This is a genomic window from Streptomyces sp. NBC_00249 (assembly GCF_026342355.1).
Classification (GTDB): domain Bacteria; phylum Actinomycetota; class Actinomycetes; order Streptomycetales; family Streptomycetaceae; genus Streptomyces.
On the sequence record NZ_JAPEMV010000004.1, the window covers coordinates 662,864 to 687,204 of the forward strand.

At 71.0% G+C, this 24,341-nt stretch carries 21 protein-coding genes and 4 tRNA genes; 11 read left to right on the forward strand and 14 right to left on the reverse strand.

Annotated features, from left to right (window positions below; all coding sequences use genetic code 11):
- Positions 1-38: 38 nt before the first annotated feature.
- The 8 genes from OOK31_RS21465 to OOK31_RS21500 form a co-directional block, all read right to left on the reverse strand.
- Positions 39-111: transfer RNA gene (locus OOK31_RS21465), tRNA-Gly, on the reverse strand.
- A gap of 24 nt (positions 112-135) precedes the next feature.
- The gene (locus tag OOK31_RS21470) at positions 136-747 is read right to left on the reverse strand and encodes a response regulator transcription factor (protein WP_267088892.1); all 612 of its coding nucleotides are present in this window, start codon (positions 745-747) and stop codon (positions 136-138) included.
- Positions 744-1,976 (reverse strand): sensor histidine kinase, encoded by a 1,233-nt coding sequence (locus OOK31_RS21475; RefSeq protein WP_267088893.1) that lies wholly within the window; start codon positions 1,974-1,976, stop codon positions 744-746. The genes OOK31_RS21470 and OOK31_RS21475 overlap by 4 nt, the downstream gene beginning before the upstream one ends.
- A 36-nt stretch (positions 1,977-2,012) precedes the next feature.
- The gene (locus OOK31_RS21480) at positions 2,013-2,774 is read right to left on the reverse strand and encodes an ABC transporter permease (RefSeq protein WP_267088894.1); all 762 of its coding nucleotides are present in this window, start codon (positions 2,772-2,774) and stop codon (positions 2,013-2,015) included.
- The gene (locus tag OOK31_RS21485) at positions 2,771-3,736 is read right to left on the reverse strand and encodes an ABC transporter ATP-binding protein (protein WP_267088895.1); all 966 of its coding nucleotides are present in this window, start codon (positions 3,734-3,736) and stop codon (positions 2,771-2,773) included. Before OOK31_RS21485 ends, OOK31_RS21480 begins: the two co-directional genes overlap by 4 nt.
- 163 nt (positions 3,737-3,899) lie before the next feature.
- Positions 3,900-3,972: transfer RNA gene (locus tag OOK31_RS21490), tRNA-Gly, on the reverse strand.
- Positions 3,973-4,050: 78 nt separating this feature from the next.
- Positions 4,051-4,122, reverse strand: a tRNA-Gly gene (locus OOK31_RS21495).
- 88 nt (positions 4,123-4,210) lie between these two features.
- On the reverse strand, positions 4,211-4,528 hold the full coding sequence (locus OOK31_RS21500) for an Lsr2 family protein (protein WP_267088896.1): 318 nt from the start codon (positions 4,526-4,528) through the stop codon (positions 4,211-4,213).
- Between the two features lie 319 nt (positions 4,529-4,847).
- Between OOK31_RS21500 and purS the strand changes: the two genes are divergently transcribed.
- The 6 genes from purS to OOK31_RS21530 all read left to right on the forward strand — a co-directional run bounded on the left by purS (position 4,848) and on the right by OOK31_RS21530 (position 10,807).
- Positions 4,848-5,099 (forward strand): phosphoribosylformylglycinamidine synthase subunit PurS, encoded by a 252-nt coding sequence (purS, locus tag OOK31_RS21505; protein ID WP_008740952.1) that lies wholly within the window; start codon positions 4,848-4,850, stop codon positions 5,097-5,099.
- A gap of 2 nt (positions 5,100-5,101) precedes the next feature.
- Positions 5,102-5,782, forward strand: coding sequence for a phosphoribosylformylglycinamidine synthase subunit PurQ (gene purQ / locus OOK31_RS21510; RefSeq protein ID WP_267088897.1), 681 nt, complete (start codon positions 5,102-5,104; stop codon positions 5,780-5,782).
- A complete protein-coding gene (gene purL / locus OOK31_RS21515; RefSeq protein WP_267088898.1) occupies positions 5,779-8,028 on the forward strand; it encodes a phosphoribosylformylglycinamidine synthase subunit PurL in 2,250 nt (749 codons plus the stop codon). Before purQ ends, purL begins: the two co-directional genes overlap by 4 nt.
- Before the next feature lie 146 nt (positions 8,029-8,174).
- Positions 8,175-9,440, forward strand: coding sequence for a hypothetical protein (locus OOK31_RS21520; RefSeq protein WP_267088899.1), 1,266 nt, complete (start codon positions 8,175-8,177; stop codon positions 9,438-9,440).
- A 54-nt stretch (positions 9,441-9,494) separates the two neighbouring features.
- On the forward strand, positions 9,495-10,289 hold the full coding sequence (locus OOK31_RS21525) for a maleylpyruvate isomerase family mycothiol-dependent enzyme (RefSeq protein WP_267088900.1): 795 nt from the start codon (positions 9,495-9,497) through the stop codon (positions 10,287-10,289).
- Positions 10,290-10,327: 38 nt separating this feature from the next.
- Positions 10,328-10,807: an META domain-containing protein gene (locus tag OOK31_RS21530; protein ID WP_267088901.1), complete on the forward strand. Its 480-nt coding sequence runs from the start codon at positions 10,328-10,330 to the stop codon at positions 10,805-10,807.
- 21 nt (positions 10,808-10,828) lie between these two features.
- Here OOK31_RS21530 and OOK31_RS21535 read toward each other — a convergent pair whose 3' ends face one another.
- Both OOK31_RS21535 and OOK31_RS39415 read right to left on the reverse strand, forming a co-directional pair.
- Positions 10,829-12,286, reverse strand: a complete 1,458-nt coding sequence (locus tag OOK31_RS21535) for a sulfatase (protein ID WP_267088902.1) — start codon at positions 12,284-12,286, stop codon at positions 10,829-10,831.
- A 186-nt stretch (positions 12,287-12,472) separates the two neighbouring features.
- Positions 12,473-12,568, reverse strand: coding sequence for a putative leader peptide (locus OOK31_RS39415; RefSeq protein ID WP_323188240.1), 96 nt, complete (start codon positions 12,566-12,568; stop codon positions 12,473-12,475).
- 168 nt (positions 12,569-12,736) lie between these two features.
- On the opposite strand from OOK31_RS39415, the gene purF reads away from it, so the two are divergent.
- Positions 12,737-14,254 (forward strand): amidophosphoribosyltransferase, encoded by a 1,518-nt coding sequence (gene purF / locus OOK31_RS21540; RefSeq protein WP_267088903.1) that lies wholly within the window; start codon positions 12,737-12,739, stop codon positions 14,252-14,254.
- 101 nt (positions 14,255-14,355) lie between these two features.
- Positions 14,356-15,426 (forward strand): phosphoribosylformylglycinamidine cyclo-ligase, encoded by a 1,071-nt coding sequence (gene purM, locus OOK31_RS21545; RefSeq protein WP_267088904.1) that lies wholly within the window; start codon positions 14,356-14,358, stop codon positions 15,424-15,426.
- Positions 15,427-15,527: 101 nt separating this feature from the next.
- Here the strand turns inward: purM and OOK31_RS21550 are convergent, their stop codons facing one another.
- The gene (locus OOK31_RS21550) at positions 15,528-15,797 is read right to left on the reverse strand and encodes a DUF3073 domain-containing protein (protein ID WP_267088905.1); all 270 of its coding nucleotides are present in this window, start codon (positions 15,795-15,797) and stop codon (positions 15,528-15,530) included.
- A 276-nt stretch (positions 15,798-16,073) separates the two neighbouring features.
- Positions 16,074-17,183, reverse strand: a complete 1,110-nt coding sequence (locus OOK31_RS21555) for a Glu/Leu/Phe/Val dehydrogenase dimerization domain-containing protein (RefSeq protein WP_267088906.1) — start codon at positions 17,181-17,183, stop codon at positions 16,074-16,076.
- A gap of 212 nt (positions 17,184-17,395) precedes the next feature.
- Between OOK31_RS21555 and OOK31_RS21560 the strand changes: the two genes are divergently transcribed.
- Together OOK31_RS21560 and bldC are read left to right on the forward strand one after the other, a co-directional pair.
- Positions 17,396-18,253, forward strand: coding sequence for a hypothetical protein (locus OOK31_RS21560; protein ID WP_267088907.1), 858 nt, complete (start codon positions 17,396-17,398; stop codon positions 18,251-18,253).
- A gap of 588 nt (positions 18,254-18,841) precedes the next feature.
- A complete protein-coding gene (gene bldC / locus OOK31_RS21565; RefSeq protein ID WP_003949541.1) occupies positions 18,842-19,048 on the forward strand; it encodes a developmental transcriptional regulator BldC in 207 nt (68 codons plus the stop codon).
- 602 nt (positions 19,049-19,650) lie between these two features.
- On the opposite strand, the gene OOK31_RS21570 is transcribed toward bldC, so the two are convergent.
- Both OOK31_RS21570 and hrpA read right to left on the reverse strand, forming a co-directional pair.
- A tRNA-Asp gene (locus tag OOK31_RS21570) sits at positions 19,651-19,724 on the reverse strand.
- Between the two features lie 70 nt (positions 19,725-19,794).
- Positions 19,795-23,718 carry an ATP-dependent RNA helicase HrpA gene (gene hrpA / locus OOK31_RS21575; RefSeq protein WP_267088908.1) on the reverse strand — a complete coding sequence of 1,308 codons (3,924 nt, stop codon included), beginning with the start codon at positions 23,716-23,718 and terminating at the stop codon, positions 19,795-19,797.
- 110 nt (positions 23,719-23,828) lie between these two features.
- Between hrpA and OOK31_RS21580 the strand changes: the two genes are divergently transcribed.
- Positions 23,829-24,299 carry a hypothetical protein gene (locus tag OOK31_RS21580; RefSeq protein WP_267088909.1) on the forward strand — a complete coding sequence of 157 codons (471 nt, stop codon included), beginning with the start codon at positions 23,829-23,831 and terminating at the stop codon, positions 24,297-24,299.
- Positions 24,300-24,341 lie beyond the last annotated feature (42 nt).

Consider the following 24,341-nt stretch of genomic DNA (forward strand, 5'->3'; position numbering starts at 1 on the left):
AAGCCCCCCGGCCTGTGGCCGGGGGGCTTCTCCATCTGAGCGGACAACGCGACTCGAACGCGCGACATCCACCTTGGCAAGGTGGTGCTCTACCAACTGAGCTATGTCCGCCTGTGCGCCGTAGCGCGAGGACAACTATACCCAACCTCGCTCGCGTGCGAGACGCACTGCCGTGTGTCGGTTCTCGGCTCCCAGCTTCGTCGCCGCCGAGGACAGGTAGTTGCGTACGGTCCCCTGGGACAGCGAGGCCCGCTCCGCGATCTCCGCGATCGGCGCCCCGTCCGCCGCGAACTCCAGCACCTCCGCCTCCCGGGCCGTCAGCGGGGAGTCGCCCGCGCTGATCGCGTCGGCCGCCAACTCCGGGTCCACGTAACGCCCTCCGGCGTGCACCGTGCGGATCAGCTCGGCCAGTCGCTGCGCCGACACCGTCTTCGGCGCGAAGGCCCGTACGCCCGCCGCCAGGGCCCGCTTCAGATGGCCGGGACGCCCGTGGCTGGTCACGATCATGGTCTTGCAGTCGGGGAGTTCGGACCTCAGTGATGTGGCCACGCTCACACCGTCCGCCCCCGGCATCTGGAGGTCCAGCACCGCCACGTCCGGCCGGTGCGCCCGCGCCATGGCGAGGGCCTCCGGCCCCGACGCGGCCTCCGCGACGACGACCAGGTCGTCCTCCAGCCCGAGCAGCGCGGCCAGCGCCCCCCGGATCAGGTGCTCGTCGTCCGCCAGCAGTACCCGTACGGGGTTCACGCCCCCACCTCCGCCTCTCGCAGTCGTTGCCCCGGCACTTCGGCGCGCAGCCGGAACCGCCCGCCGCCCGCCGGTCCCGCCGTCAGGGTGCCGTCCACCGCCGCGAGCCGCTCCCGCAGCCCCGCCAGCCCGGAGCCGGGCGGTCCGGCCGGGGTCTCGGGCGCCCCGTCGTTCTCCACGAGCAGTGTCACCGCGCCCGAGTCCTTGCCCGCCGTCAGCCGGATCAGGCAGCTGCGTGCGTCCCCGTGCCGCAGGACGTTCGTCGTGGCCTCCCGCACCACCCAGCCCAGCGCCGACTGCACCTCGGCCGGCAGCGCCCGCCCGGCGGTGCGGAACTCCACCGTGCAGTCCATCCCGGCCGCGTTCAGCACCCCGCGCGCCCCCTCCAGCTCCACCGCGAGGTCGGCCTCCCGGTAGCCGCGGACCACGTCGCGGACTTCCTTCTGCGATTCGCGGGCGATGCGCTGCACCTCGATCATCTGGTCGACGGCCTCGGGGCGTTCGCGCCGGGCCAGCTGCACGGCCAGCTCGCTCTTGAGGGCGATCACCGCCAGGTTGCGGCCCATCACGTCGTGCAGGTCCCGCCCGAAGCGGAGCCGTTCCTCGGCGACGGCCAGCTGCGCCTGCAGCTCCCGGGCGTGGTCGAGTTCGTGGACCGCCTTCACCAGCCACCCGGAGAACCCGTAGGCCACCGCGAGGAACAGGTTCATCAGCAGCGTGCCGATCGCGTACGCGGCGACCTCGCCCGCGGGCAGCCCCAGCGCGAACGCCGCGGTCCCGATGGCGGCGGCCGAGACGAAGGGGACGAGGCACATGTGCCGCACCCTCGTCAGCGTGATCACCAGCGCGCCGCTGCCGAAGCCGCTCATCCCGAACACCAGCATCGGCGTCAGCGAGTCGGCCAGCTGCCCGGTCCTGCGCAGGACGAGCACGGCCAGGCAGGCCGCGGCCGTCATGACCGTCACCGCCACCACGAGCCGCGAGGGCCGCTCCCGGCGGCCCAGCAGCCAGTCCAGCGACTTGGAGGTCAGGACGCCGACCAGGACGGACTGCACGCACAACGCGAGGAAGACCGCGCTCGACACCAGGAACGGGGCGTGGTTGTCCGGGGAGGCCAGCCCGGGCAGCCCGAAGGAGAAGATCTCCAGGAAGACGAAGGAGTGGAAGGACCAGCGCGTGTACAGCTCGACCTTCCCCGCACTGCTGCGGTTCTTCCACCACCCGGTCATTTTCGACACGGTCCCGTCCCCCGGTTCTTCCTCGCCCTAGCGCCGCGGTTCCCAGCGGAACCACCGCTGGACAGCAAACACCGTGACCATGATCCAGGCCAGCGTGGTGAGCGCGGCCGTCAACAGTTCCCCGCCCGTCGCGCCGCCGGTCCAGGCGGCCCGTACGAGGGCCATCACCCCGCTCAGCGGCAGCAGTTCGCAGGCGTCGGCCACCGCGTCGGGCAGCACGTCCAGCGGCAGGAACAGCCCTGAGCCGAGCGCCGTCAGCAGGAACAGCGGCAGGGTGGTGATGCCGGCGCTCTCCACGTTGCGGGTGAAGGCGCTGGTCACGGCCGCGAGTCCGGCGAGCACCGGCAGCGCGGCGAGGACGGCCCCGGCCAGCAGGAGGGGGTTGTCCGGCATCGGCGCGTCCAGGGCGGCCGCCCCGGCGAGGGCGAGGACGGCGATCTGCCCGAGGGCGATCACCGCGGCCGGCAGGGCGGTGCCGGCCAGGATCTCCAGGTCGCCCGCCTCGCCGGTGCGCAGCCGCTTGAGGACGAGCTCCTCGCGGCGGGCCACGTAGGCGGAGACCAGGTTCATGTAGACGACCAGGATCAGCACCATGCCGATCCCGCCGGTGAGGGTGGCCTCGGCGACGGAGGCGGCGGTGTCCCCGCTCAGGGTGGACCGCAGGACGAACACCATCAGCGCCGGCATCATCAGCGCCACGGACAGCGCGGCCCGGTTGCGCACCAGCAGGGTCAGTTCGGAGCGGCCGAGGGCGGTGAGCCGGCCGGGGTTGAGGGTCAGCGCGTTCATCGGGTCCCCGCCATCGTGTCGTCGTGAGTGCCGTCGTGGGCGTCGTCGTGGCCCGAGCGGCGGTTCTGGGCGATCTCCAGGAAGGCCTCTTCGAGGGAGGCGGAGCGGGCGTCGAGCCCCTCCAGCCGCACCCCTTCGTCGTGGGCCCAGCGCAGCAGCAGACCCAGGTCCTCCTGGAGCCGTTCGGTACGGATCTCCACGCGCGGCCCGTCGGCCGCCGCCCGCAGCTCCAGCGGCAGCCGCCCCGCGGGCACCGCGCCGGGCAGGGTGAAACGGATCCGGGACGGCCGGGTCGCGGTGACCTCGGCGGGGGTTCCGGTGAGGACGAGCTGCCCCTCGTGCAGGATCGCGAGCCGGTCCGCGAGGGCCTCGGCCTCCTCCAGGTAGTGCGTGGTCAGCAGCACGGTGGTGCCCTGCGCCCGCAGTTCCCGTACGAGGTCCCAGGTGTCCCGGCGGCCCTCGGGGTCCATGCCGGTGGTGGGTTCGTCGAGGAACAGCACCTCCGGCCGCCCGAGCAGGGCCAGCGCCAGGTCGAGCCGCCGCCGCTCGCCCCCGGACAGCTGCTTGACCCGTACGGAGGACCGCGCGGCCAGCCCGACGAGCTCCAGCACCTCCGCCGCCGGGCGGGCCCCGGAGGTGACCCCGCTCCACATCCGGACGGTCTCGGTGACCGACAGGTCCGAGGGGAACCCGCCCTCCTGGAGCATGACCCCGGTGCGCGGCCGCACCTCGGAACGCCGCGTGTGGGGGTCGAGGCCGAACACGCGGACCTGCCCGCCGGTCGGGGCGGTCAGCCCCTCGAGCAGCTCCATCGTGGAGGTCTTGCCCGCGCCGTTGGTGCCGAGCAGGGCGAAGATCTCGCCCCGGGCCACGGAGAAGGAGACTCCCCGGACGGCTTCGAAGCCGCCGGCGTAGCCGCGGCGCAGTCCTTCGGCCTGGATCACTGTGTCGGTGTCGGTCATGGATCAAGCCTCGCGGCGGCCCGGCGGCCGGGGCAGTGCGCGCTGTCATGGCCGGCGATGACATTTGTCATCGGAAGTGACCCGCACCACAAAGCGGGCGGGGGTTCCGGGGATACGGCATACGACAAAGGCCCCGGTCGATGACCGGGGCCTTTGTTCGCTGAGCGGACGACGCGACTCGAACGCGCGACATCCACCTTGGCAAGGTGGTGCTCTACCAACTGAGCTACGTCCGCATGCTTCTCACGACGAAGTCGCCGTGCGATGCGTGCATCACTCTACCCGATCCACAACCGTGATCGGAAAGCGTGCAGAGCGGGTGACAGGGATTGCACACTGCGCCTCCCCCCTGGAAGGGGGGTGTTCTGCTACTGAACTACACCCGCACGACCTTCGGGATCCGGCCTTTCGGCCTCGCCCCTCGGCGTGATCCACACACTAGCCGATCGGAGGGGGTGGATGGCAAATCCGCTCTCAGTGGGCTTCGTTGTAGGCCTCGTAGACCCGCTTCGGGATGCGGCCGCGCGGGGGCACGTCGTGCTGGTTCGACCGGGCCCAGGCGCGGACGACCGCCGGGTCCGGGGCGACCGCGGTGTGCTTGAACGCCTTCCCGGAACGGGACTGGCGGCGGCCGGCCGCCACGAAGGGGGCCAGGCTCTTCCGCAGTTTCTTTGCGTTGGCCACATTGAGGTCGATCTCGTACGTCTTACCGTCCAGGGAGAACACGACCGTTTCCGCCGCTTCTCCGCCGTCGATGTCGTCGGAGATCGTGACTACTACGCGCTGCGCCACGGATATCGGTCCCTTCGTGCGCCGTCGCCGCTTGCTGACGTGCGGTGATGTCGCCTGTGTGGATGTTTCGGTGGAATGCATCAAACCGTCGGAATCCCGGCTGATTCCTTTGTACCGCGATTCTCATTGAATTGCGAAGCCCAGTTAATTCTCCCCGCGTGTCCCGCCGCAATCCCGGGCACGTGGTTTTCCGGTGGATTTTGCGAATCGTTGGTGAAGCCGAAACCGCGGGCCCGTCACCCCCACCCGATATCTACCCGCGTAGAAATTTCGGCCGGGTACGCTGAGGGAACCGCCTTGCACCAACACCTCATCGGGAGTGCCAGTGGCACGCGTCGTAGTCGACGTCATGCTCAAGCCGGAGATCCTCGACCCCCAGGGCCAGGCGGTGCAGCGTGCACTGCCGCGCCTGGGCTTCGAGGGGATCGCCGACGTCCGCCAGGGGAAGCGCTTCGAACTGGAGGTGGAGGGACCGGTCGACCAGGCCGCCCTCGACCGCATCCACAAGATGGCCGAAACGTTCCTCGCCAACACCGTCATCGAAGACTTCACCGTGAAGGTCGAGGCCTGACGGTGACCACTCGCATCGGAGTCGTCACGTTCCCCGGAACGCTCGACGACCGTGACTCGCTGCGCGCCGTCCGCCTCGCGGGGGCCGAGCCGGTCTCGCTCTGGCACCGCGACAAGGACCTGCACCAGGTCGACGCGGTCGTCCTCGCGGGCGGCTTCTCCTACGGGGACTACCTGCGCGCCGGGGCCATCTCCCGCTTCTCGCCGGTGATGGAGACCATCATCGAGCAGGCCAAGGCGGGCATGCCCGTCCTCGGCATCTGCAACGGCTTCCAGGTCCTCACCGAGGCCCACCTGCTGCCGGGGGCGATGCTCCGCAACAACCACCTCCACTTCATCTGCCGCGACCAGAAGCTGCGGGTGGAGAACGCGGACACCGCGTGGACCGGCGACTACACCGCCGGCCAGGAGATCTCCGTACCGCTCAAGAACATGGACGGCCGGTACGTCGCCGACGAGCGCGTGCTCGACGAACTGGAGGCCGAAGGCCGAGTGGCCTTCCGCTACGTGGACGTCAACCCGAACGGTTCGCTGCGCGACATCGCCGGCATCACCAACGCCGCGGGCAACGTCGTCGGCCTCATGCCCCACCCCGAGCACGCGGTCGAGCCGCTGATCGGGACGGGCCGCACCGACGGCCTCCCGTTCTTCACGTCGGTCCTGAAGAAGCTGGTCAGCGCATGAGCCTCGACACCGTCAAGAACGCCACCGGGACCCCGGACGCCTCCCAGCCCTGGAAGGAACTCGGCCTCAAGGAGGACGAGTACGCCCGGATCCGGGAGATCCTCGGCCGCCGTCCCACCGGCGCCGAGCTCGCCATGTACTCCGTCATGTGGTCCGAGCACTGCTCGTACAAGAGCAGCAAGGTCCACCTGAAGCAGTTCGGCGAGAAGGTCCCGCAGAACGACGCCATGCTCGTCGGCATCGGCGAGAACGCCGGCGTCGTCGACGTCGGCCAGGGCTACGCGGTCACCTTCAAGGTCGAGTCGCACAACCACCCCTCGTACATCGAGCCCTACCAGGGCGCGGCCACCGGCATCGGCGGCATCGTCCGCGACATCCTCGCCATGGGCGCCCGCCCGGTCGCCGTCGTCGACCCGCTGCGCTTCGGCGCGGCCGACCACCCCGACACCAAGCGCGTCCTGCCGGGCGTCGTCGCGGGCATCGGCGGCTACGGCAACTGCCTGGGCCTGCCGAACATCGGCGGCGAGGTCGTCTTCGACGAGTGCTACCAGGGCAACCCGCTCGTCAACGCCGGCTGCATCGGCGTGATGAAGCACGAGGACATCCACCTCGCCAAGGCCTCCGGCCCCGGCAACAAGGTCATCCTCTACGGCGCCCGCACCGGCGGCGACGGCATCGGCGGCGTCTCGGTCCTCGCGTCCGAGACCTTCGACGACTCCAAGCCCACCAAGCGCCCCGCGGTGCAGGTCGGCGACCCCTTCCAGGAGAAGCTCCTCATCGAGTGCACCCTGGAGATCTTCAAGGAGAAGCTGGTCGCCGGCATCCAGGACCTCGGCGGCGCCGGGCTCTCCTGCGCCACGAGCGAGCTGGCCTCCGCCGGTTCCGGCGGCATGCGGGTCGAGCTGGACACCGTCCCGCTGCGCGACGCGACGCTCTCGCCCGAGGAAATCCTCATGAGCGAGTCGCAGGAGCGCATGTGCGCGATCGTCGAGCCGCAGCACGTCGACCGCTTCATGGAGATCTGTGAGAAGTGGGACGTCATCGCCACCGTCATCGGTGAGGTGACCGACGGCGAGCGCCTGGAGATCTTCTGGCACGGCGAGCAGATCGTGGACGTGCCCCCGGGCACCGTCGCCCACGAGGGCCCGGTCTACCACCGCCCGTACGCGCGCCCCTCCTGGCAGGACGCGCTCCAGGCGGACGACGCGGGCAAGCTGCCGCGCCCGCAGACCTCCGAGGAGCTGCGCGCGCAGGTCCTGGCCCTGGTCTCCTCGCCGAACCAGGCGTCGAAGTCCTGGGTCACCGACCAGTACGACCGCTTCGTGCAGGGCAACACCGTGCTCTCGCAGCCCGAGGACGCGGGCATGATCCGCATCGACGAGGAGTCCAACCTCGGCGTCGCCATGGCCACCGACGGCAACGGCCGCTTCGCCAAGCTCGACCCGTACACGGGCGCGCAGCTGGCGCTGGCGGAGTCGTACCGCAACGTCGCCGCGACCGGCGCCAAGCCCCTCGCCATCTCCGACTGCCTGAACTTCGGCTCCCCCGAGGACCCGGACGTCATGTGGCAGTTCGCCGAGGCCTGCCGCGGCCTCGCCGACGGCTGCCTGGAGCTGGGCACCCCGGTGACCGGCGGCAACGTCTCGCTCTACAACCAGACCGGTGACATCGCGATCCACCCGACCCCGGTCGTGGCGGTCCTCGGTGTGATCGACGACGTCAACCGCCGTACGCCGATGGCGTTCGCGGAGGCCGGCCAGCTGCTGTACCTGCTCGGCGACACCGCCGAGGAGTTCGGCGGCTCGGCCTGGTCGCAGGTCGTCCACGACCACCTCGGCGGCATGCCGCCCAAGGTGGACCTGGGCCGCGAGAAGCTGCTGGGCGAGATCCTGATCTCCGCCTCGCGCGACGGCATGATCGACGCCGCGCACGACCTGTCCGACGGCGGCGTCATCCAGGCGCTCGCCGAGTCCTGCCTCAAGGGCGGCAACGGCGCGCGGATCGTGGTCCCCGAGGGCCTGGACGCCTTCACCTTCCTGTTCTCCGAGTCCGCGGGCCGCGCCATCGTGGCCGTCCCGCGCAGCGAGGAGCTCCGCTTCACCGACATGTGCGGCGCCCGCGGTCTGCCCGTGGCCCGCATCGGTGTGGTGGACGGCGAGGAGATCGAGATCCAGGGCGAGTTCACCCTCCCCCTGGCCGAACTCCGCGAGGCCCACGAGGCGACGATCCCGGCCCTGCTGGCCTGATCCGCTGCCTGCCCGAGCCCCCGTCCGGATTCGTTCCGGGCGGGGGCTCGGTGTCGTCGTCGGCACCGGTGACCGGGATGCGGTCGTAGCGATTCCGTGTCCCCGCGGGCCTACTGGCCGACCGGGCGCGTACGCATACTGGCGCCGTGAGCGACATCGTCAAGCACCTGCCACCAGCGGCGATACCCGAGGGCGGCGTCCCCGGGTGGAAGGTCGCCGACGCCGAGCGCTGGCGTGCGGCCCGTGTGTCCGCCGTCCTCGGGCCCGTCGCCGGGGGGTGGATTCTGGTCCCGCTGGTCCTCCTCGCCGTGGTCCTGCGGGCGGTCGGCGATCCGACGGCCACGAGCGTCGGCACCGAGTGGGACGGCTACCAGGGAGCGGTCCTGCTGGTCGCGCTCCCCGCCTGGTACCGCTTCCTGCCGCCCGCCGCGACCGTCGGCTCCGTACCCCTGATCGCCCTCGAAGCGGTCCTCGCCCTGTTCCGGCCCGCCGAGGCCGACGGCACGGGCCGGGCCGGAGCGTGGGTGACCCTGGCGCTCGGCGCCTTCGCCCTCACCGGCGCCCTGCTGCGCCTGCGCTCCCGCCGGATCCAGCGCGCCCTGGTCCTCGAGGCCGCGGGGGACGCCCGCCGACCCGTCCCGGACGACCTCCCCGACGGGCACCGCCACCGCGGCCGGTGGCTGATCCTGGCCGGGGCCCTGATCTGCGCGGCCGCCACCGCCTTCCTCGCCTGGGGCCTCGCCGAGGACCTGAAGGCGCCCGCCGGACACCCGTACGACGCCTCGGGCCAGCAGGTCATGGCCCTGCTGCTGTTCGCCCCCGGCACCCCGCTCCTCGGCCGCGGCCTCACCGCCCGCCGCGCCGCCCGGCGGCTGCACGACGGCCCGCAGCCCGTGCTGCGCGTCGGGGTCCGCCACCGCTACGGCGAGCGGAACTGGCTGCTCGCCGACGCCCGGACCACCACCGCACCGCCCCTCGTCGCCTTCCGGGACCGCTTCGAGGACAGCTACCGCGGCTACCGCGGGCGGACCCTCGTCGGCGGCCCCGAGGAGCGGCTGCGCACCGAGCACCACGACATCGACGAGCTGAGCGAACCGTACGAGGCGATCCTCTACGGGGTGCCCTGCGAAGGCGCCGAGATCCTCCTGGAGTTCGCCGTCTACGCGGGCGGTTCCCGCATCGTCAGCGAGCTCACCGCCGCACCGCTGATGCCCCACCGCCGCCACACCTGCCGGGAGTGGCGCCCGGCCGGCACCTCGTACGCCGTCCGGCGCGCGGAGGACGAGAAGCGGCGCCGCGAGCGCGCGGAGTCCTCCGGCGGCAGCGGTTCGTCCAGCGGCTGCGGATCCTCCGGCAGTTGCTCCTCCAGCTGCGGAAGCAGCTGCGGCGGAGGCTGCGGCGGCGGGGACTGACCGGGGCACGGCGCGCCCGGCCACGGCGGGCCCGGCGCGAGTAGGGTCGGGCCCATGCCGCCCGCCAAGAAGAAGCAGCGCACCTACGACCCCGAGAAGATCCGCGCGGCCGTCACCGCGCAGTTCGGCCACGTCGCCCGGGCGGTACACACCCTGACCCCCGAACAGCTCGCGCGTCCCAGCGGGCTCGGGGAGTGGAGCGTCGCCGAACTCGCCGCCCACATCGCCTGGATCGCGGACTCGCTGGCCGGCGGCCTCGCCCGGCCGCCCGCCGCCGTTCCCGAGCTGAGCGCCGTCGAGTGGCCCTTCGCCACCGCCTCCCTCGCCGGGAAGATCACCGAAGCGGCCCGCGAGACCCTCACCGGCGCCCCGCTGCCCGAGCTCTACGACCGGGCGGCCACCCGGATGGCCGAGGCACTGGAGGCCAACCCCGGCAGCCGGGTCCTCGACCTGTGGATCGGGGACATGACCCTCGCCGACTTCCTCGTCACCCGCACCGTGGAACTCGTCGTCCACACCGACGACCTGAACCGGGCCCTGCCCGGCCTCGACGTCCCCGTCGAGCGGCAGGCCCTCGCCGCCTGCACCCGGCTGCTCGCCGACACCCTCGCCCTCAAGGCACCCGGCGGCTCGGTCGAGGTGCGGATCCCGCCCTTCGCGGTCGTCCAGTGCGTCGAGGGCCCCCGCCACACCCGCGGCACCCCGCCCAACGTGGTCGAGACCGACCCGCTCACCTGGATCCGCCTCGCCACCGGCCGCACCGGCTGGGCCGAAGCCCTCGACGCCGCCCGGGTCAGCGCCAGCGGCGAGCGCGCCGACCTGGCCGCGCTGCTCCCCCTGATGAGCTGAGCGGGGAACCGCCCGGGCCGCGGCCCCGTCCCAGGGGCATGCGTACCCTCAGGCACCTCGCCCCCGGCCCGGCGCTGCTGGCCGCGCTCGCCCTCACCGGCTGCGGGGGCGGCACCCCGACCGCCGCCCTCACCCCGGACGGCCCCGGCCCGTCCCGCCCGCCCGCAGCCGACGCCCCGCTCACCGCGACCACCTGGACCGTAGCCACCGTCGCCGGGGCCACCGCCCCCGAGGACCGCGCGGCCCGCTTCACGCTCACCCCCGAGGGGCGGGCTAGCGGAACCCTCGGCTGCAACCGGTTCAGCGCCCCGGCCACCGTCACCGGCCCCACCGTGACCGTCGGGCCGCTCACCACCACCCGGATGGCCTGCGAAGGCCGGGCCGGCGAGGTCGAGCGGGCCCTGACCAGCCTGTTCGGCAGCGGCCCCCTCACCTGGCGGATCCAGGACCGCACCCTCACCCTCACCGCCCCCGACGGCACCACCCTCACCGCCGGGGCGGCCTCGGCGGCCGAGTGACCACAACGATCACGACAGAGCTCAGGCCGGGTACGGCAGCAGCCCCGCGTCCGTCTTCTCCCAGGCAGCCCGCAGCTGCGCCAGCCGGGCCGGCTCCACGGCCGCCTTGTCGGCCTGCTCCCGGATGTCCCCGGCCAGGTTGAACAGCTGGTCACGGCCCGACTTGCCCCGGTAGTACTTCCAGTCGCCCCGGCGCAGCGCCCGCTCCCCGCGCACCCGCCAGAACAGGTCCCGTTCGGCCGGCTTCTCCCCGCGCAGCAGGTACCCGGCGAGGCTGGTGCCGTCCAGCGGGTAGGCGCGGTGCGGCCGGGCCCCGGCTACCTCCAGCAGGGTCGCCGTCCAGTCCGGGCTGAACACCGGGACGTGGCTGACCTGCCCGCCGTCCACCCGGGCGGGCCAGCGCAGGATGTTCGGCACCCGGATCCCGCCCTCCTGGAGGGAGGCCTTGTTGCCGGCCAGGGGCCAGTTGTAGGAGAAGCGCTCGCCGCCGTTGTCGCTGGAGAACACGACGATCGTGTCGTCCTCCTGGCCGGAGCGCTTCAGCGCCTGGAGCACCTCGCCGATCGAGCGGTCCAGGTCCTCGACCATCTCCTTGTACTTCTGGACGGAGCCGCCGTCCTGGTGCCACAGCGCCCGCCCGTCGCCCGCCTTGATCCGGCGGACGATCTCGGCGCTCGCCTCGGTGTCGCCGTCGGCGATCCAAGGCCAGTGCGGGGTGGTGAAGTTCAGGTTCAGCAGCCACGGCTTGCCGTGGTGGTCGCGGGCGACGTACTCGCTCGCCCGCTCGGTGATGATCCGCGTGTAGTAGCGCAGGTCCTTGTACTCGGCGTCGCCCTCGTAGAGGTCGTACTCGCCGCCCAGGCCCAGCTTGGAGTAGTACTCCAGGGCTCCGCCGAAGTTGCCGAAGAACTCGTCCCAGCCGGACTTGGTCGGGCTGTAGTCGGGCAGGTAGCCCGCGTGCCACTTGCCGATCAGCGCGGTGGCGTAGCCCGCCTCCTTCAGCAGCGAGGCCAACGTCGGGTGCGTGGGCTCCAGCCCCGCCGACTTGTCGGCGATCGGCTCCGCCAGACCGCCCTTCGTGCGGGCCGGGTAGCGCCCCGTGTACAGGCTGAACCGGGTCGGGGAGCAGGTCGCGGAGCCCGAGTAGGCGTCGGTGAAGCGGACCCCCTGGCGGGCGAGCCGGTCCAGGTTCGGGGTCTTGATGTGCGGGGCGCCGTACGAGGAGAGGTCCGACCAGCCGAGGTCGTCGCCCAGGATGAACAGGATGTTCGGGCGCCGCGACTGCCGGCCCCGGGCGGCCCGGAAGTCCCGCTCCCCGGGTCCCGCGTACTGGGCTTCGAAGGGCCCGGACGGCCCGCCCCGGGAGGGCTCGGCGGAGGCGGGCGAGGCGGCGCCCAGCCCCACCGCGGCGGCGGCCGCGCCCACGCCGACGGCGCCGCCGAAGGCACGCCGGGACAGGTTGGATTCAGAGGAAGACACAAGTGCTCCAGGGCATGGCCCGTAGACCTGTCCGGGGCGGCGCGGGACGGCGCACGGCACGGCGGAGCAGGCGCGGACGGGGCGGGGAAAGGCGGCGGGAAGACCGGCGCGGAACGGCGCAACAGGGTTCGCGGCGACGGGAAACGGCGGAGGAGGATAAAGCGCGCGCTCAGGCGCGCCGGAGAACTACGCGCAGCGACGACAGATGGCGCTCGCGACACGGACCAGGTCCACGTGCCGGCGCTCGACGAGGGTGACGGCTCGGTCACCGAGGGGCTGCATGAGCCGGAAGCTTGTACGAACCCACAGGTGTCTGTCAACCATCGCATTCCGGATATCGAGACACCGGGACGGTCACCCTCCGCACGGGTAACCGGACTGTCCGCACTGTGACTTTTCCCGGAGGTCCCCAATTCGGACCAGTGGTCGATCTCGCCTACACTCGGGAGCGTGCCTCGTGGTGATGGACGACTCAACCACGACCTGCTCCCCGGCGAAAAGGGCCCCCAGGACGCTTGCGGCGTCTTCGGTGTCTGGGCTCCGGGTGAAGAGGTCGCCAAGCTCACCTACTTCGGACTGTATGCACTGCAGCACCGCGGACAAGAGTCCGCGGGAATCGCTGTGAGCAACGGTTCCCAGATCCTCGTCTTCAAGGACATGGGCCTCGTTTCCCAAGTCTTCGACGAAACCTCTCTCGGCTCGCTCCAGGGTCATATCGCGGTCGGTCACGCCCGCTATTCGACCACTGGTGCCTCCGTCTGGGAGAACGCCCAGCCGACCTTCCGCGCGACCGCCCACGGCTCCATTGCCCTGGGTCACAACGGCAACCTGGTGAACACCGCCGAGCTTGCCGAGATGGTCGCCGACCTCCCCCGTCAGGACGGCCGCGCCACCCAGGTGGCGGCCACCAACGACACCGACCTGGTGACCGCCCTCCTCGCCGGACAGACCGACGAGGACGGCAAGCCCCTGACCATCGAGGAGTCGGCCACCCGGGTCCTCCCGAAGGTCAAGGGCGCCTTCTCGCTCGTCTTCATGGACGAGGGGACCCTCTACTGCGCCCGTGACCCGCAGGGCATCCGCCCGCTGGTCCTCGGCCGCCTGGAGCGCGGCTGGGTCGTCGCGAGCGAGACCGCCGCCCTCGACATCTGCGGCGCCAGCTTCGTCCGCGAGGTCGAGCCGGGCGAGCTCATCGCGATCGACGAGAACGGCCTGCGCACCTCGCGATTCGCGGAAGCGAAGCCCAAGGGCTGCGTTTTCGAGTACGTGTACCTGGCCCGCCCGGACACGGACATCGCCGGCCGCAACGTCTACCTCTCGCGTGTCGAGATGGGCCGGCGCCTCGCCAAGGAAGCCCCGGTCGACGCCGACCTGGTGATAGCGACGCCGGAGTCCGGCACGCCCGCCGCCGTCGGCTACGCCGAGGCCAGCGGGATCCCGTACGGATCCGGCCTGGTCAAGAACGCCTACGTGGGCCGGACCTTCATCCAGCCCTCGCAGACGATCCGCCAGCTCGGCATCCGCCTCAAGCTCAACCCCCTCAAGGAAGTCATCCGCGGCAAGCGGCTGGTGGTCGTCGACGACTCGATCGTCCGCGGCAACACCCAGCGCGCGCTCGTCAAGATGCTCCGCGAGGCCGGTGCGGCCGAGGTCCACATCCGGATCTCCTCCCCGCCGGTGAAGTGGCCGTGCTTCTTCGGCATCGACTTCGCCACCCGGGCCGAGCTGATCGCCAACGGCATGACGGTCGACGAGATCGCCACGTCGCTGGGCGCGGACTCGCTCTCGTACATCTCGCTCGACGCGATGATCGAGGCGACCACCATCCAGAAGCCCAACCTCTGCCGTGCCTGCTTCGACGGCGAGTACCCGATGGAGCTGCCCGACCCGCAGCTCCTGGGCAAGCAGCTCCTGGAGTCCGAGCTCGCGGGCGGTACCGACGCCGCCGACGCGCTCCGCCGCCCCTGAGCGCTCGCCCGCACCTGCCCCACCTGCGCCGGGCCCTGTCTTTCAGGCTTTTCCCAGGGCCCTGCACCACCCGCAGTAACGACACGAAAGCTCTCCCTGTCATGACAGAGAAGACCACCGGTGCCAGCTACGCAGCCGCGGGCGTGGACATCGAAGCGGGCGACCGCGCCGTCGAGCTGATGAAGGAGTGGGTGAAGAAGACGCAGCGCCCCGAGGTCCTCGGCGGCCTCGGCGGTTTCGCCGGCCTCTTCGACGCCTCCGCCCTCAAGCGCTACGAGCGCCCGCTGCTGGCCTCGGCCACCGACGGGGTCGGCACCAAGGTGGACATCGCCCGTCAGATGGGCGTGTACGACACGATCGGCCACGACCTGGTCGCCATGGTCATGGACGACATCGTCGTCTGCGGCGCCGAGCCGCTCTTCATGACGGACTACATCTGCGTCGGCAAGGTTCACCCCGAGCGTGTCGCGGCCATCGTCAAGGGCATCGCCGAGGGCTGCGTCCTCGCCGGCTGCGCCCTCGTCGGCGGCGAGACCGCCGAGCACCCGGGTCTGCTCGGCCCGGACGACTTCGATGTGGCGGGCGCGGGCACCGGTGTCGTCGAGTACGACCGGCTCCTGGGCGCGGATCGCATCCGTACGGGGGACGCCGTCATCGCGATGGCCTCCTCCGGCCTTCACTCGAACGGGTACTCGCTGGTCCGGCACGTCCTCTTCGACCGGGCCGGGATGTCCCTCGACCAGCACGTCGAGGAGCTCGGCCGGACCCTCGGCGAGGAGCTGCTGGAGCCGACCAAGATCTACTCGCTGGACTGCATGGCCCTCACCCGTACGGCCGAGGTCCACGCGTACTCGCACATCACCGGCGGCGGCCTCGCCGCGAACCTGGCCCGGGTCATCCCGGACCACCTGCACGCCACGGTCGACCGCTCCACCTGGACCCCGGGCGCGATCTTCGACCTGGTCGGCAAGGCCGGTTCGGTCGAGCAGCTGGAGCTGGAGAAGACCCTGAACATGGGCGTCGGCATGATGGCCGTCGTCCCGCAGGAATCCGTGGACGTGGCCCTGACCGCCCTCGCCGACCGGGGCGTCGACGCCTGGGTCGCCGGAGAGATCCTGGACCGGGGCGACCACACCGAGGGCGCGACCCTCACCGGTTCGTACGCGGTCTGAGCAGCACTGAAACCCGGTCCGGGGCAATGCCCTGGACCGGGTTTCAGTATTTGTCAGCTTGTGTCAGCTGGTGCAGACGCCGTGTTCAGGGAACCTGCGCGTCAAGCCCCGCGACGGTGCGCCGACGGACCGGACTCTTCGTCCTCGTCCTCGTCGTCATCGCTGTTGTACAGAGCCGCGTACTTGGCGTACGGGTCGTCGTCGTCATCGTCCTGATCGTCATCGACTTCGACCGGCGCGCTGATAGGCAGCGGCTCTGTCGGCGATGCGCCCAGCTCATTGGCCAGACGCGAGAGGTCAGTCCCGCCGCTGTTGTACTTCAGCTGGCGGGCGACCTTTGTCTGCTTGGCCTTGGCCCGGCCGCGCCCCATGGCTCGACCCCCTCGGTGACGGGGCTCGACGGCCCCAGAGTCTGACACGCGTTCATGGTTCGGAGCGGGCTCTCCGTGGAGAGACCGTCCGTAGGGGTTCAACGGTACCTGCTTCCGAGGCCATACGGTACGCCGCCCGCATGACGCGCCACTTCGCAGGACCAGCGGGGCACCCCGTACTCGCTGGTCAGCTGCGATTTTAACGCTTTCCTGGCCCGCGACCCGCCGAAGTGCAGTGAGTTCCGTCTCGCCGCACCCCGGCGGGTCCCCGAAGGGCTAGGCCGTGCGGGCCGCGGCGCGGGCGGCGAGCGCCTCCGACATCCGCTGCTCGGCGATCCGGTCGGCCGCGGCGGCCGGCGGGATGCCGTCCGCCTTCGCACGCGCGAATATGGCCAGGGTGGTGTCGAAGATCTTCGAAGCCTTCGCCTTGCACCGGTCGAAGTCGAAGCCGTGCAGCTCGTCGGCGACCTGGATGACACCGCCGGCGTTGACCACGTAGTCGGGGGCGTAGAGGATCCCGCGGTCGGCGAGGTCCTTCTCCACACCCGGGTGGGCGAGCTGGTTGTTCGCCGCACCGCACACGACGGTGGCGGTGAGCACCGGTACGGAGCTGTCGTTCAGCGCGCCGCCGAGGGCGCAGGGGGCGTAGATGTCCAGGCCCTCCACGCGGATCAGGGCCTCGGTGTCGGCGACCGCGGTGACCTTGCCGCCGGGGTGCTTGTCGAGGATCTCCTGGACGGATTCCTGGCGGACGTCCGTGATCACGACCTCGGCGCCGTCCTCCAGGAGGTGCCCGACGAGGTGCCGGCCGACCTTGCCGACGCCGGCGACGCCGACCTTGCGGCCGCGCAGCGTCGGGTCGCCCCACAGGTGCTGGGCGCTGGCGCGCATGCCCTGGAACACGCCGTAGGCGGTGAGGACCGAGGAGTCGCCGGCGCCGCCGTTCTCGGGGGAGCGGCCGGTGGCCCAGCGGGTCTCGCGGGCGACGACGTCCATGTCCGCGACGTAGGTGCCGACGTCGCAGGCGGTGACGTAGCGGCCGCCGAGGGACTCCACGAACCGGCCGTAGGCCAGGAGCAGTTCCTCGGACTTCAGCACGGACGGGTCGCCGATGATCACGGCCTTGCCGCCGCCGAGGTCGAGACCGGCGAGGGCGTTCTTGTACGACATGCCTCGCGCGAGGTTGAGCGCGTCGAGGACGGCCTCCTCGTCGGAGGCGTACGCGTGGAAGCGCGTGCCGCCGAGGGCGGGGCCCAGGGCGGTGGAGTGGATGGCGATGACGGCCTTGAGGCCTGACGCTCGGTCCTGGCACAGCACGACTTGCTCGTGGCCGCCCTGTTCACTGCGGAACAGGGTGTGCAGGACGCCGTCGGTCATTTCGGTCACGGTGGTGACTCCCATGGAAGAGATGCGGCGGAAAGACGCCCGCCCTGCGGGTGGGGGAGGGCGCACTGGGAGCAGAGTAAGACCTGTGGGGCGTGGCGGTAGCCCCTGTCCGGGGATCGGAACACTCCCGTGTGAAAGCCCCCTGCGGGCCGAGAGCACGGCATCCAGCGCCCCGGAGGTGAAGGCGCCCCAAAAAAGGGGAGGTACCGCAGGTGAGCGAATCCTCCGAGTCCAGGCCGGCCGCCGCGCGCCCCGTGCCCGCCGTTCCGTACGCCTCCTACCTGCGCGTCTACGAGCCGCTGTCGGCCTTCCCCGAGCCGGAGCGCACGCACTGGGCGGACTACGCCCGGCGCGGGGTGTCCCCGACGGCACAGGACGAACTGCTGCGTTCGCTCTCCGACTTGGTGCGGGTCCCGGTGGTGGGGGTGCCGGCGCACGAGAGCGCGGACGCCTTCACGGCGGTGCTCGAGGACGGGGGGCTGCTGGTGTGCCCGTGGCGTACCCGGCTGCGCGGGTGGCTGGCGCTGGGCGAGCTGGTGGACTCCTTCCCGCTGCCGGTGCTGGACGCGGCGCTGCCGCCTCTGGCGCGGCGCCGGGCCGCGGAGGAGTACGAGGCCTGGCGGGAGCGGAACCCGGACGCGCGCCCGTGGATCCGTACGGGGGTGTGGCAGGTGCCGCTGCGCTGGTTCGTGCTGGTGGCGGACGAGGAACGGGAGTACGTGCCGGGGGAGGTGCTGCGGTACCGGACGCCGATGGTGCAGGCCCGGCGGCGGCTCGCGCGGGGGCTGCGGACGCTGCGGGCGGCGGAGGGGTACGGCTCGCTGGCGGAGGGGCTGGTGGAGGTCGGGAGCTGGCTGGAGGAGTTCCATCCGCGGTCGATGGTCGAACTGGACTACGGCGGGCTGCTGCACGCGCTGCCCGCTGACGCCCTGGCGGCGGACCGGTCGGCGCGTGACCTGGCGGAGGGGATCGCGGTGCTGCGGGCCGGCGACCGGGAGGGGGCTACGGAAATTTACGGCGAGCTGGCACACCGTTGGCGGGCGGTTCGGGAGAGACTGTTCGCGAACTAGCACCCGTACTGATGTCCGGACCTTCGGGGTCGGGCCGGACGGCGGTCCGGGGGCCCGTGCGTTTCGCCCGTATCGGTTGTATCGCCTGATCGGGTACAAGTTGCAGATCAGGCGCTTGATCACGACATTAGGGTCTTAGTTCCAGGACCTACGTCCCGATACGGGCCATTGGCCCAAGCGTGACGGACCGCACTATCTACACCCTTGCGCCCTTCCCCTACCCTCGTGCCAAAATAGGACAAGGAGTCCGGGGAGGGTTCCTTCCGCCCAACTTCGGGCGGAATGCTCGGTATTGCACTCTATGGGGGGTCTGACGACTCCTGATCGCTCTGTGACTGATCGTCACAGTGGGGTGACTGTCCGTTATGGGACGGTCCATCGGCTTCCGCCGCTGATGAACACCTCGGAGGGCAATTCCATCGGTTTGGCCCTTGGGGCTGGACGGATGGTGTAGTTGTAGTGCCGAGGACAAGCCGTTCGTCCTATAACCGACTCGGCCTGCGTATGTCCATTTCGGGCAACGCGGGCCAAGGTGCAGAATTTAGAGGAAAGAACCGAGATGGTTCGGTTCTCCCGAGGAGGCCGCTCATGACCGCTCGCACCCCTGATGCCGAGCCGCTGCTGACCCCGGCTGAGGTTGCCACGATGTTCCGCGTGGACCCGAAGACGGTCACCCGCTGGGCCAAGGCTGGCAAGCTCACGTCCATCCGCACCCTGGGTGGACACCGCCGCTACCGCGAGGCCGAGGTTCGCGCACTGCTCGCGGGAATTCCGCAGCAGCGCAGCGAGGCCTGAGGTCCCGCAGCAACACCGCTTTAAACGGGCTTTCCCGGGTCCCCCAATCCGATGAAACCCACAGGCTTCAAACGGCTGGTCCTGCCCCAACAGGCTCATTGCCGTTAGATCGCGCTGGACTCCGCCGGGTCCAGCGCGATCTTTTTTATGCCCGGACGGGGGCGGTGCGGCGGGGATGCGCGGGGGCCGGCGGGGTGGGTGCCATTGCACATATTAAATCGAGCGGGCGTATGAGTCCGATAAACGTGCGCATCTCAAAAACTCATGTGGTGACTCCCGTCACAGCTGATGACTCTTGTATATCCGGCAATGCGCCACGTAAGGGGATCTCCGGCACAGAGTGCCCCGTGCGGACGGGGGGTATTCCCGGAAGGGGCGCCTTGCGCGACCGGGGCCGCAGGAGGGCCGCTGCGGGCCTGCGGGGCCGCGTGGGGGCCAGGGAGCCGGGGAGGGTCGTACGGGGCCTCCTGGGGCCCCTCAAGGGCGTCGCGCGCCCGAGGCGATCATGGGGGCGGGTCCGTCGCCCGACCGGGTCCGGTGGCCCGTCCCGGAAACGCGTCAGGGCCCGCATCCCTTACGGGGTGCGGGCCCTGACGTTTCTGCGAACCTGACGGGACTTGAACCCGCGACCTCCACCTTGACAGGGTGGCGAGCTAACCAACTGCTCCACAGGTCCTTGATTTGCCTCCGGTTGCCCGGCTGCGAATCCGACTGTACAGCAGGTCAGGGGGTGCAGTCGAACCCGATCACGGGGCGAGTGCGTCGACCGCCTTCACGATGCGTTTGTCGGAGACCGGGTAGGCCGTGCCGAGGGCGTGCGCGAAGTAGCTGACCCGCAGTTCCTCGATCATCCAGCGGATCTCGGTGACCGCCTCGGGCACCGGCCGGCCCTTCGGGAGCTGCTCCAGCAGCCACAGGTACTCGTCCCGCATCTCGTGGACCTTCTGCATGCGCGTGGTGTCGCGCTGGGCGCCCGTCGGCATCTGCTGCAGCCGCCGGTCGGCCGCGACCAGGTACCGCATCAGGTCCGGCAGCCGGCGCAGACCGGTGAGCGTCACGAACCCGGCCGGCATCAGGGCCGCCAGCTGCGCCTTCACGTCGGCGACGTTCGCCATCAGGGCCAGGCTGTTGGTGGCCTTCAGCCGCCGCTCGCAGGCCTGCCAGGCCGCCAGGACCTGCTGCACCTGGCCCACGGTCCGTACGGTCGTGTCCACCAGGTCGGCCCGTACGGCCTCGTAGAGCTTGCGGAAGCCCGCCTCGTCCCAGGCCGGTCCGCCGTGGTCGGCGATCAGCTTGTCGGTCGCGGCGGTGGCGCAGTCGTCGAACAGCGCCTGGATGGAGCCGTGCGGGTTCCTCGACAGGGCCAGCTTCTGCTGGTTGGTCAGCTTGTCCGAGGCGAACTTCGCCGGGTTCACCGGGATGTTCAGCAGGATCAGCCGGCGCGTGCCGAGCCACATCGCCAGCTGCTGCTCGGCCTCGGTGTCGAAGAGCCGTACGGAGACGCTCGTCCCGTCGTCGACGAGGGCCGGGTACGCCTTCACGGGCTGGCCGGCCCGGCGGGTCTCGAAGACCTTCGTCAGGGTGCCGATCGTCCAGTCCGTCAGCCCCGTGCGCTCCAGGGACTCCCCGCCCGCGCGCTCGGCGGTGGCCGCCGCGGCCTTGGAGAGGGCCTGGCGGGCCTTGGGCTTCAGGGAGAGCCGCAGCGCCTCCAGGTCCTTGTCCTCGCCGAGGTTGCGGCGCCGCTCGTCGACGATCCGGAAGGTGATCTTCAGGTGTTCCGGGATCCGGGTCAGGTCGAAGTCCTCGGCCGCGACCGGCACCCCCACCATCCGGTGCAGCTCGCGCGCCAGCGTGACGTGCAGCGGCTCCTGCAGCGGGTGCGCCGTCGCCAGGAAGCGCGTCGCGAAGTTCGGCGCGGGCACGTAGTGCCGGCGGACCGGCTTGGGGAGGGAACGGATCAGCTCGGTGACGACCTCTTCCCGCAGCCCGGGGATCTGCCAGTCGAAGCCCTCGTCGGTGACCTGGTTGAGCACCTGGAGCGGGATGTGCACGGTCACGCCGTCCGCGTCCGCGCCCGGCTCGAACTGGTAGGTCACCCGGAACTTCAGCGGGCCCTGCTGCCAGGAGTCCGGGTAGTCGGCCTTGGTGACCCCGGCCGCCTTCTCCGTCAGGAGCATCTCGCGCTCGAAGTCGAGGAGTTCGGGCTCCTCGCGCTTCTTGTGCTTCCACCAGGAGTCGAAGTGCGCCCCCGAGACCACGTGCTCCGGGATGCGCTGGTCGTAGAAGTCGAAGAGGGTCTCGTCGTCGACCACGATGTCCCGGCGCCGGGCCCGGTTCTCCAGCTCCTCGACCTCGGTCAGCAGCTTGCGGTTGTCGGCGTAGAACTTGTGGTGCGTCCGCCAGTCGCCCTCGACCAGCGCGTTGCGGATGAACAGCTCGCGCGAGACCTCGGGGTCGATGCGCCCGTAGTTGATCTTCCGCTGGGCGACGATCGGGACCCCGTACAGGGTGACCTTCTCGTACGCCATCACGGCCGCCTGGTCCTTCTCCCAGTGCGGCTCGCTGTACGTGCGCTTGATCAGGTGCTGGGCGAGCGGCTCCACCCACTCCGGCTCCACCTTGGCGTTCACCCGCGCCCACAGCCGCGAGGTCTCCACCAGCTCCGCCGACATCAGGAACTTCGGCTGCTTCTTGAACAGCGCCGAGCCCGGGAAGATCGCGAACTTGGCCGACCGGGCGCCCAGGTACTCGTTCTTGTCCGTGTCCTTCAGACCGATGTGCGACAGCAGGCCCGACAGCAGCGAGATGTGGATGTTCGTCTCGGCCGCGTCGGCCTCGTTGACGTGGATCCCCATCGACTTGGCGACCGTACGCAGCTGCGAGTAGATGTCCTGCCACTCGCGGATCCGCAGGAAGTTCAGGTACTCCTGCTTGCACATCCGGCGGAACGAGGACGAGCCGCGCTCCTTCTGCTGCTCGCGGACGTAGCGCCAGATGTTCAGGAAGGAGAGGAAGTCGCTCGTCTCGTCCTTGAACCGGGCGTGGTTCTGGTCGGCCTGCGTCTGCTTGTCCGACGGCCGCTCGCGCGGGTCCTGGATGGACAGCGCCGCCGCGATCACCATGACCTCGCGGACGCAGTTGTTCTTGTCGGCCTCGACGACCATGCGGGCCAGGCGCGGGTCGACCGGCAGCTGGGAGAGCTGGCGGCCCATCGGCGTGAGCCGCTTCTTGTGGTCCTTCTCGGACGGGTCCAGCGCGCCGAGCTCCTGGAGCAGCTGCACGCCGTCACGGATGTTGCGGTGGTCCGGCGGGTCGATGAAGGGGAACTTCTCGATCTCCCCGAGCCCGGCGGCGGTCATCTGGAGGATGACGGAGGCCAGGTTGGTGCGCAGGATCTCCGCGTCCGTGAACTCCGGACGGGTCAGGAAGTCGTCCTCCGAGTACAGCCGGATGCAGACGCCGTCGCTGGTACGGCCGCAGCGGCCCTTGCGCTGGTTGGCGCTGGCCTGCGAGATCCGCTCGATCGGCAGCCGCTGCACCTTCGTACGGTGGCTGTAGCGGGAGATGCGCGCGGTGCCCGGGTCGATCACGTACTTGATGCCCGGCACCGTCAGCGAGGTCTCGGCGACGTTCGTCGCGAGGACGATGCGCCGGCCCGTGTGCTGCTGGAACACCCGGTGCTGCTCGGCGTGCGAGAGGCGCGCGTACAGCGGGAGCACCTCGGTCAGGCGCAGCTTGCGCTTCTCCAGGGCGTCCGCCGTGTCGCGGATCTCGCGCTCACCGGAGAGGAAGACCAGGATGTCGCCGGGGCCCTCCGCCTGGAGCTCGTCCACGGCCTCGCAGATCGCGGTGATCTGGTCCCGGTCCGAGTCCTCGGAGTCCTCCTCCAGCAGGGGCCGGTAGCGCACCTCCACCGGGTACGTCCGGCCGCTGACCTCGACGATCGGCGCGTCCCCGAAATGCCGGGAGAAACGCTGCGGGTCGATCGTCGCGGAGGTGATGACCACCTTCAGGTCGGGGCGCTTGGGCAGCAGCGTCGCCAGGTAGCCGAGCAGGAAGTCGATGTTCAGCGAGCGCTCGTGCGCCTCGTCGATGATGATCGTGTCGTAGGCGCGCAGCTCGCGGTCCGTCTGGATCTCGGCGAGCAGGATGCCGTCCGTCATCAGCTTCACGAAGGTCGCGTCCTGGTCCACCTGGTCGGTGAACCGGACCTTCCAGCCGACCGTCTGGCCGATCTCCGACTTCAGCTCCTCCGCGATCCGCTCCGCGACCGTGCGGGCCGCGATCCGGCGGGGCTGGGTGTGCCCGATCATGCCCCGGACGCCGCGCCCCAGCTCCATGCAGATCTTGGGGATCTGCGTGGTCTTGCCGGAGCCGGTCTCGCCCGCGACGATCACGACCTGGTGGTCGCGTATCGCCTCGGCGATCTCGTCCTTCTTCTGGCTGACGGGCAGGTTCTCGGGATACGTGACCTCCGGCATCCGCGAGGCACGGCCGGCCAGTCGCGCGGCGGCCTTCTCGGCCTCCGCGGCGATCTCGTCGAGCACGGCCTGCTTGGCCTCGGGCTTGCGGATGCGGCGGGCGCCTTCGAGGCGGCGGCCGAGGCGGTGCGCGTCACGGAGGTTGATCTCACCGAGAAGCGTCTGCAGGGCGGCGAAGGAAGTAGACATACCTGGTCGAGGATCTCACCTGGGCCCTGCGGGTGGCGAACGCATTTGTGCCCCGCCCCGTACCATTTCGGGACGAGTCCCCCCGATGTGCCAGTGAGAGGCAGCCCACCTTGTCCCGCCGTCGCCACGTGTGCTGCCTGCTGGCGGCGCTGCTCGCGATGCTGCTGGGTCCCGCCGCCACCACGGCCCTGGCCGGGCCGCAGCCCGGGCCCGCCCTTGCCGTCCCCGCCTCCGCCTCCGTGCCGACCGTCGGCCCGGGTGTCCCCGCGACGCCGGCCGCCGCCACGGCCGGGGCCCGGTACTCGGTGCGGACCGCCGCGGACGGGTCCGCCGTGCGGGGGGACTTCAGCAGCCCGGCGGAAGCCGAGGGGCGGGGGCCCGTCTGTGATCCGGGCGGGGCCGGGCACGGGCCCGCGCCGCTGCTCCCGCCCCGCGCCGGGCAGGACCACGCGCAGCTCCCGGCCGCGCGGGCCGGGGCCGGGGTGGAGCGTCCGCAGGGGGCTCGGCCCGTACGGGTCCTCGTACGCGGGCCCGACCGGCCGGCGCCAGGACCGGTGGAGCTGTCCGTGATGCGGGTCTAGGAGGCCGGCTCCGCGCCCGTCCCCTTTTACCCTTCCGCACCG

Coding starts and splice junctions, on each gene's coding strand:
- OOK31_RS21480 (WP_267088894.1), bottom strand. CDS start 2,774: ATGAACGCGCTGACCCTCAACCCCGGCCGGCTCACCGCCCTCGGCCGC.
- OOK31_RS21525 (WP_267088900.1), top strand. CDS start 9,495: ATGCCGCCCGCCAAGAAGAAGCAGCGCACCTACGACCCCGAGAAGATC.
- OOK31_RS39415 (WP_323188240.1), bottom strand. CDS start 12,568: ATGCAGCCCCTCGGTGACCGAGCCGTCACCCTCGTCGAGCGCCGGCAC.
- bldC (WP_003949541.1), top strand. CDS start 18,842: ATGACCGCTCGCACCCCTGATGCCGAGCCGCTGCTGACCCCGGCTGAG.
- OOK31_RS21475 (WP_267088893.1), bottom strand. CDS start 1,976: ATGACCGGGTGGTGGAAGAACCGCAGCAGTGCGGGGAAGGTCGAGCTG.
- OOK31_RS21530 (WP_267088901.1), top strand. CDS start 10,328: ATGCGTACCCTCAGGCACCTCGCCCCCGGCCCGGCGCTGCTGGCCGCG.
- OOK31_RS21485 (WP_267088895.1), bottom strand. CDS start 3,736: ATGACCGACACCGACACAGTGATCCAGGCCGAAGGACTGCGCCGCGGC.
- purM (WP_267088904.1), top strand. CDS start 14,356: ATGACAGAGAAGACCACCGGTGCCAGCTACGCAGCCGCGGGCGTGGAC.
- hrpA (WP_267088908.1), bottom strand. CDS start 23,718: ATGTCTACTTCCTTCGCCGCCCTGCAGACGCTTCTCGGTGAGATCAAC.
- purL (WP_267088898.1), top strand. CDS start 5,779: ATGAGCCTCGACACCGTCAAGAACGCCACCGGGACCCCGGACGCCTCC.
- OOK31_RS21550 (WP_267088905.1), bottom strand. CDS start 15,797: ATGGGGCGCGGCCGGGCCAAGGCCAAGCAGACAAAGGTCGCCCGCCAG.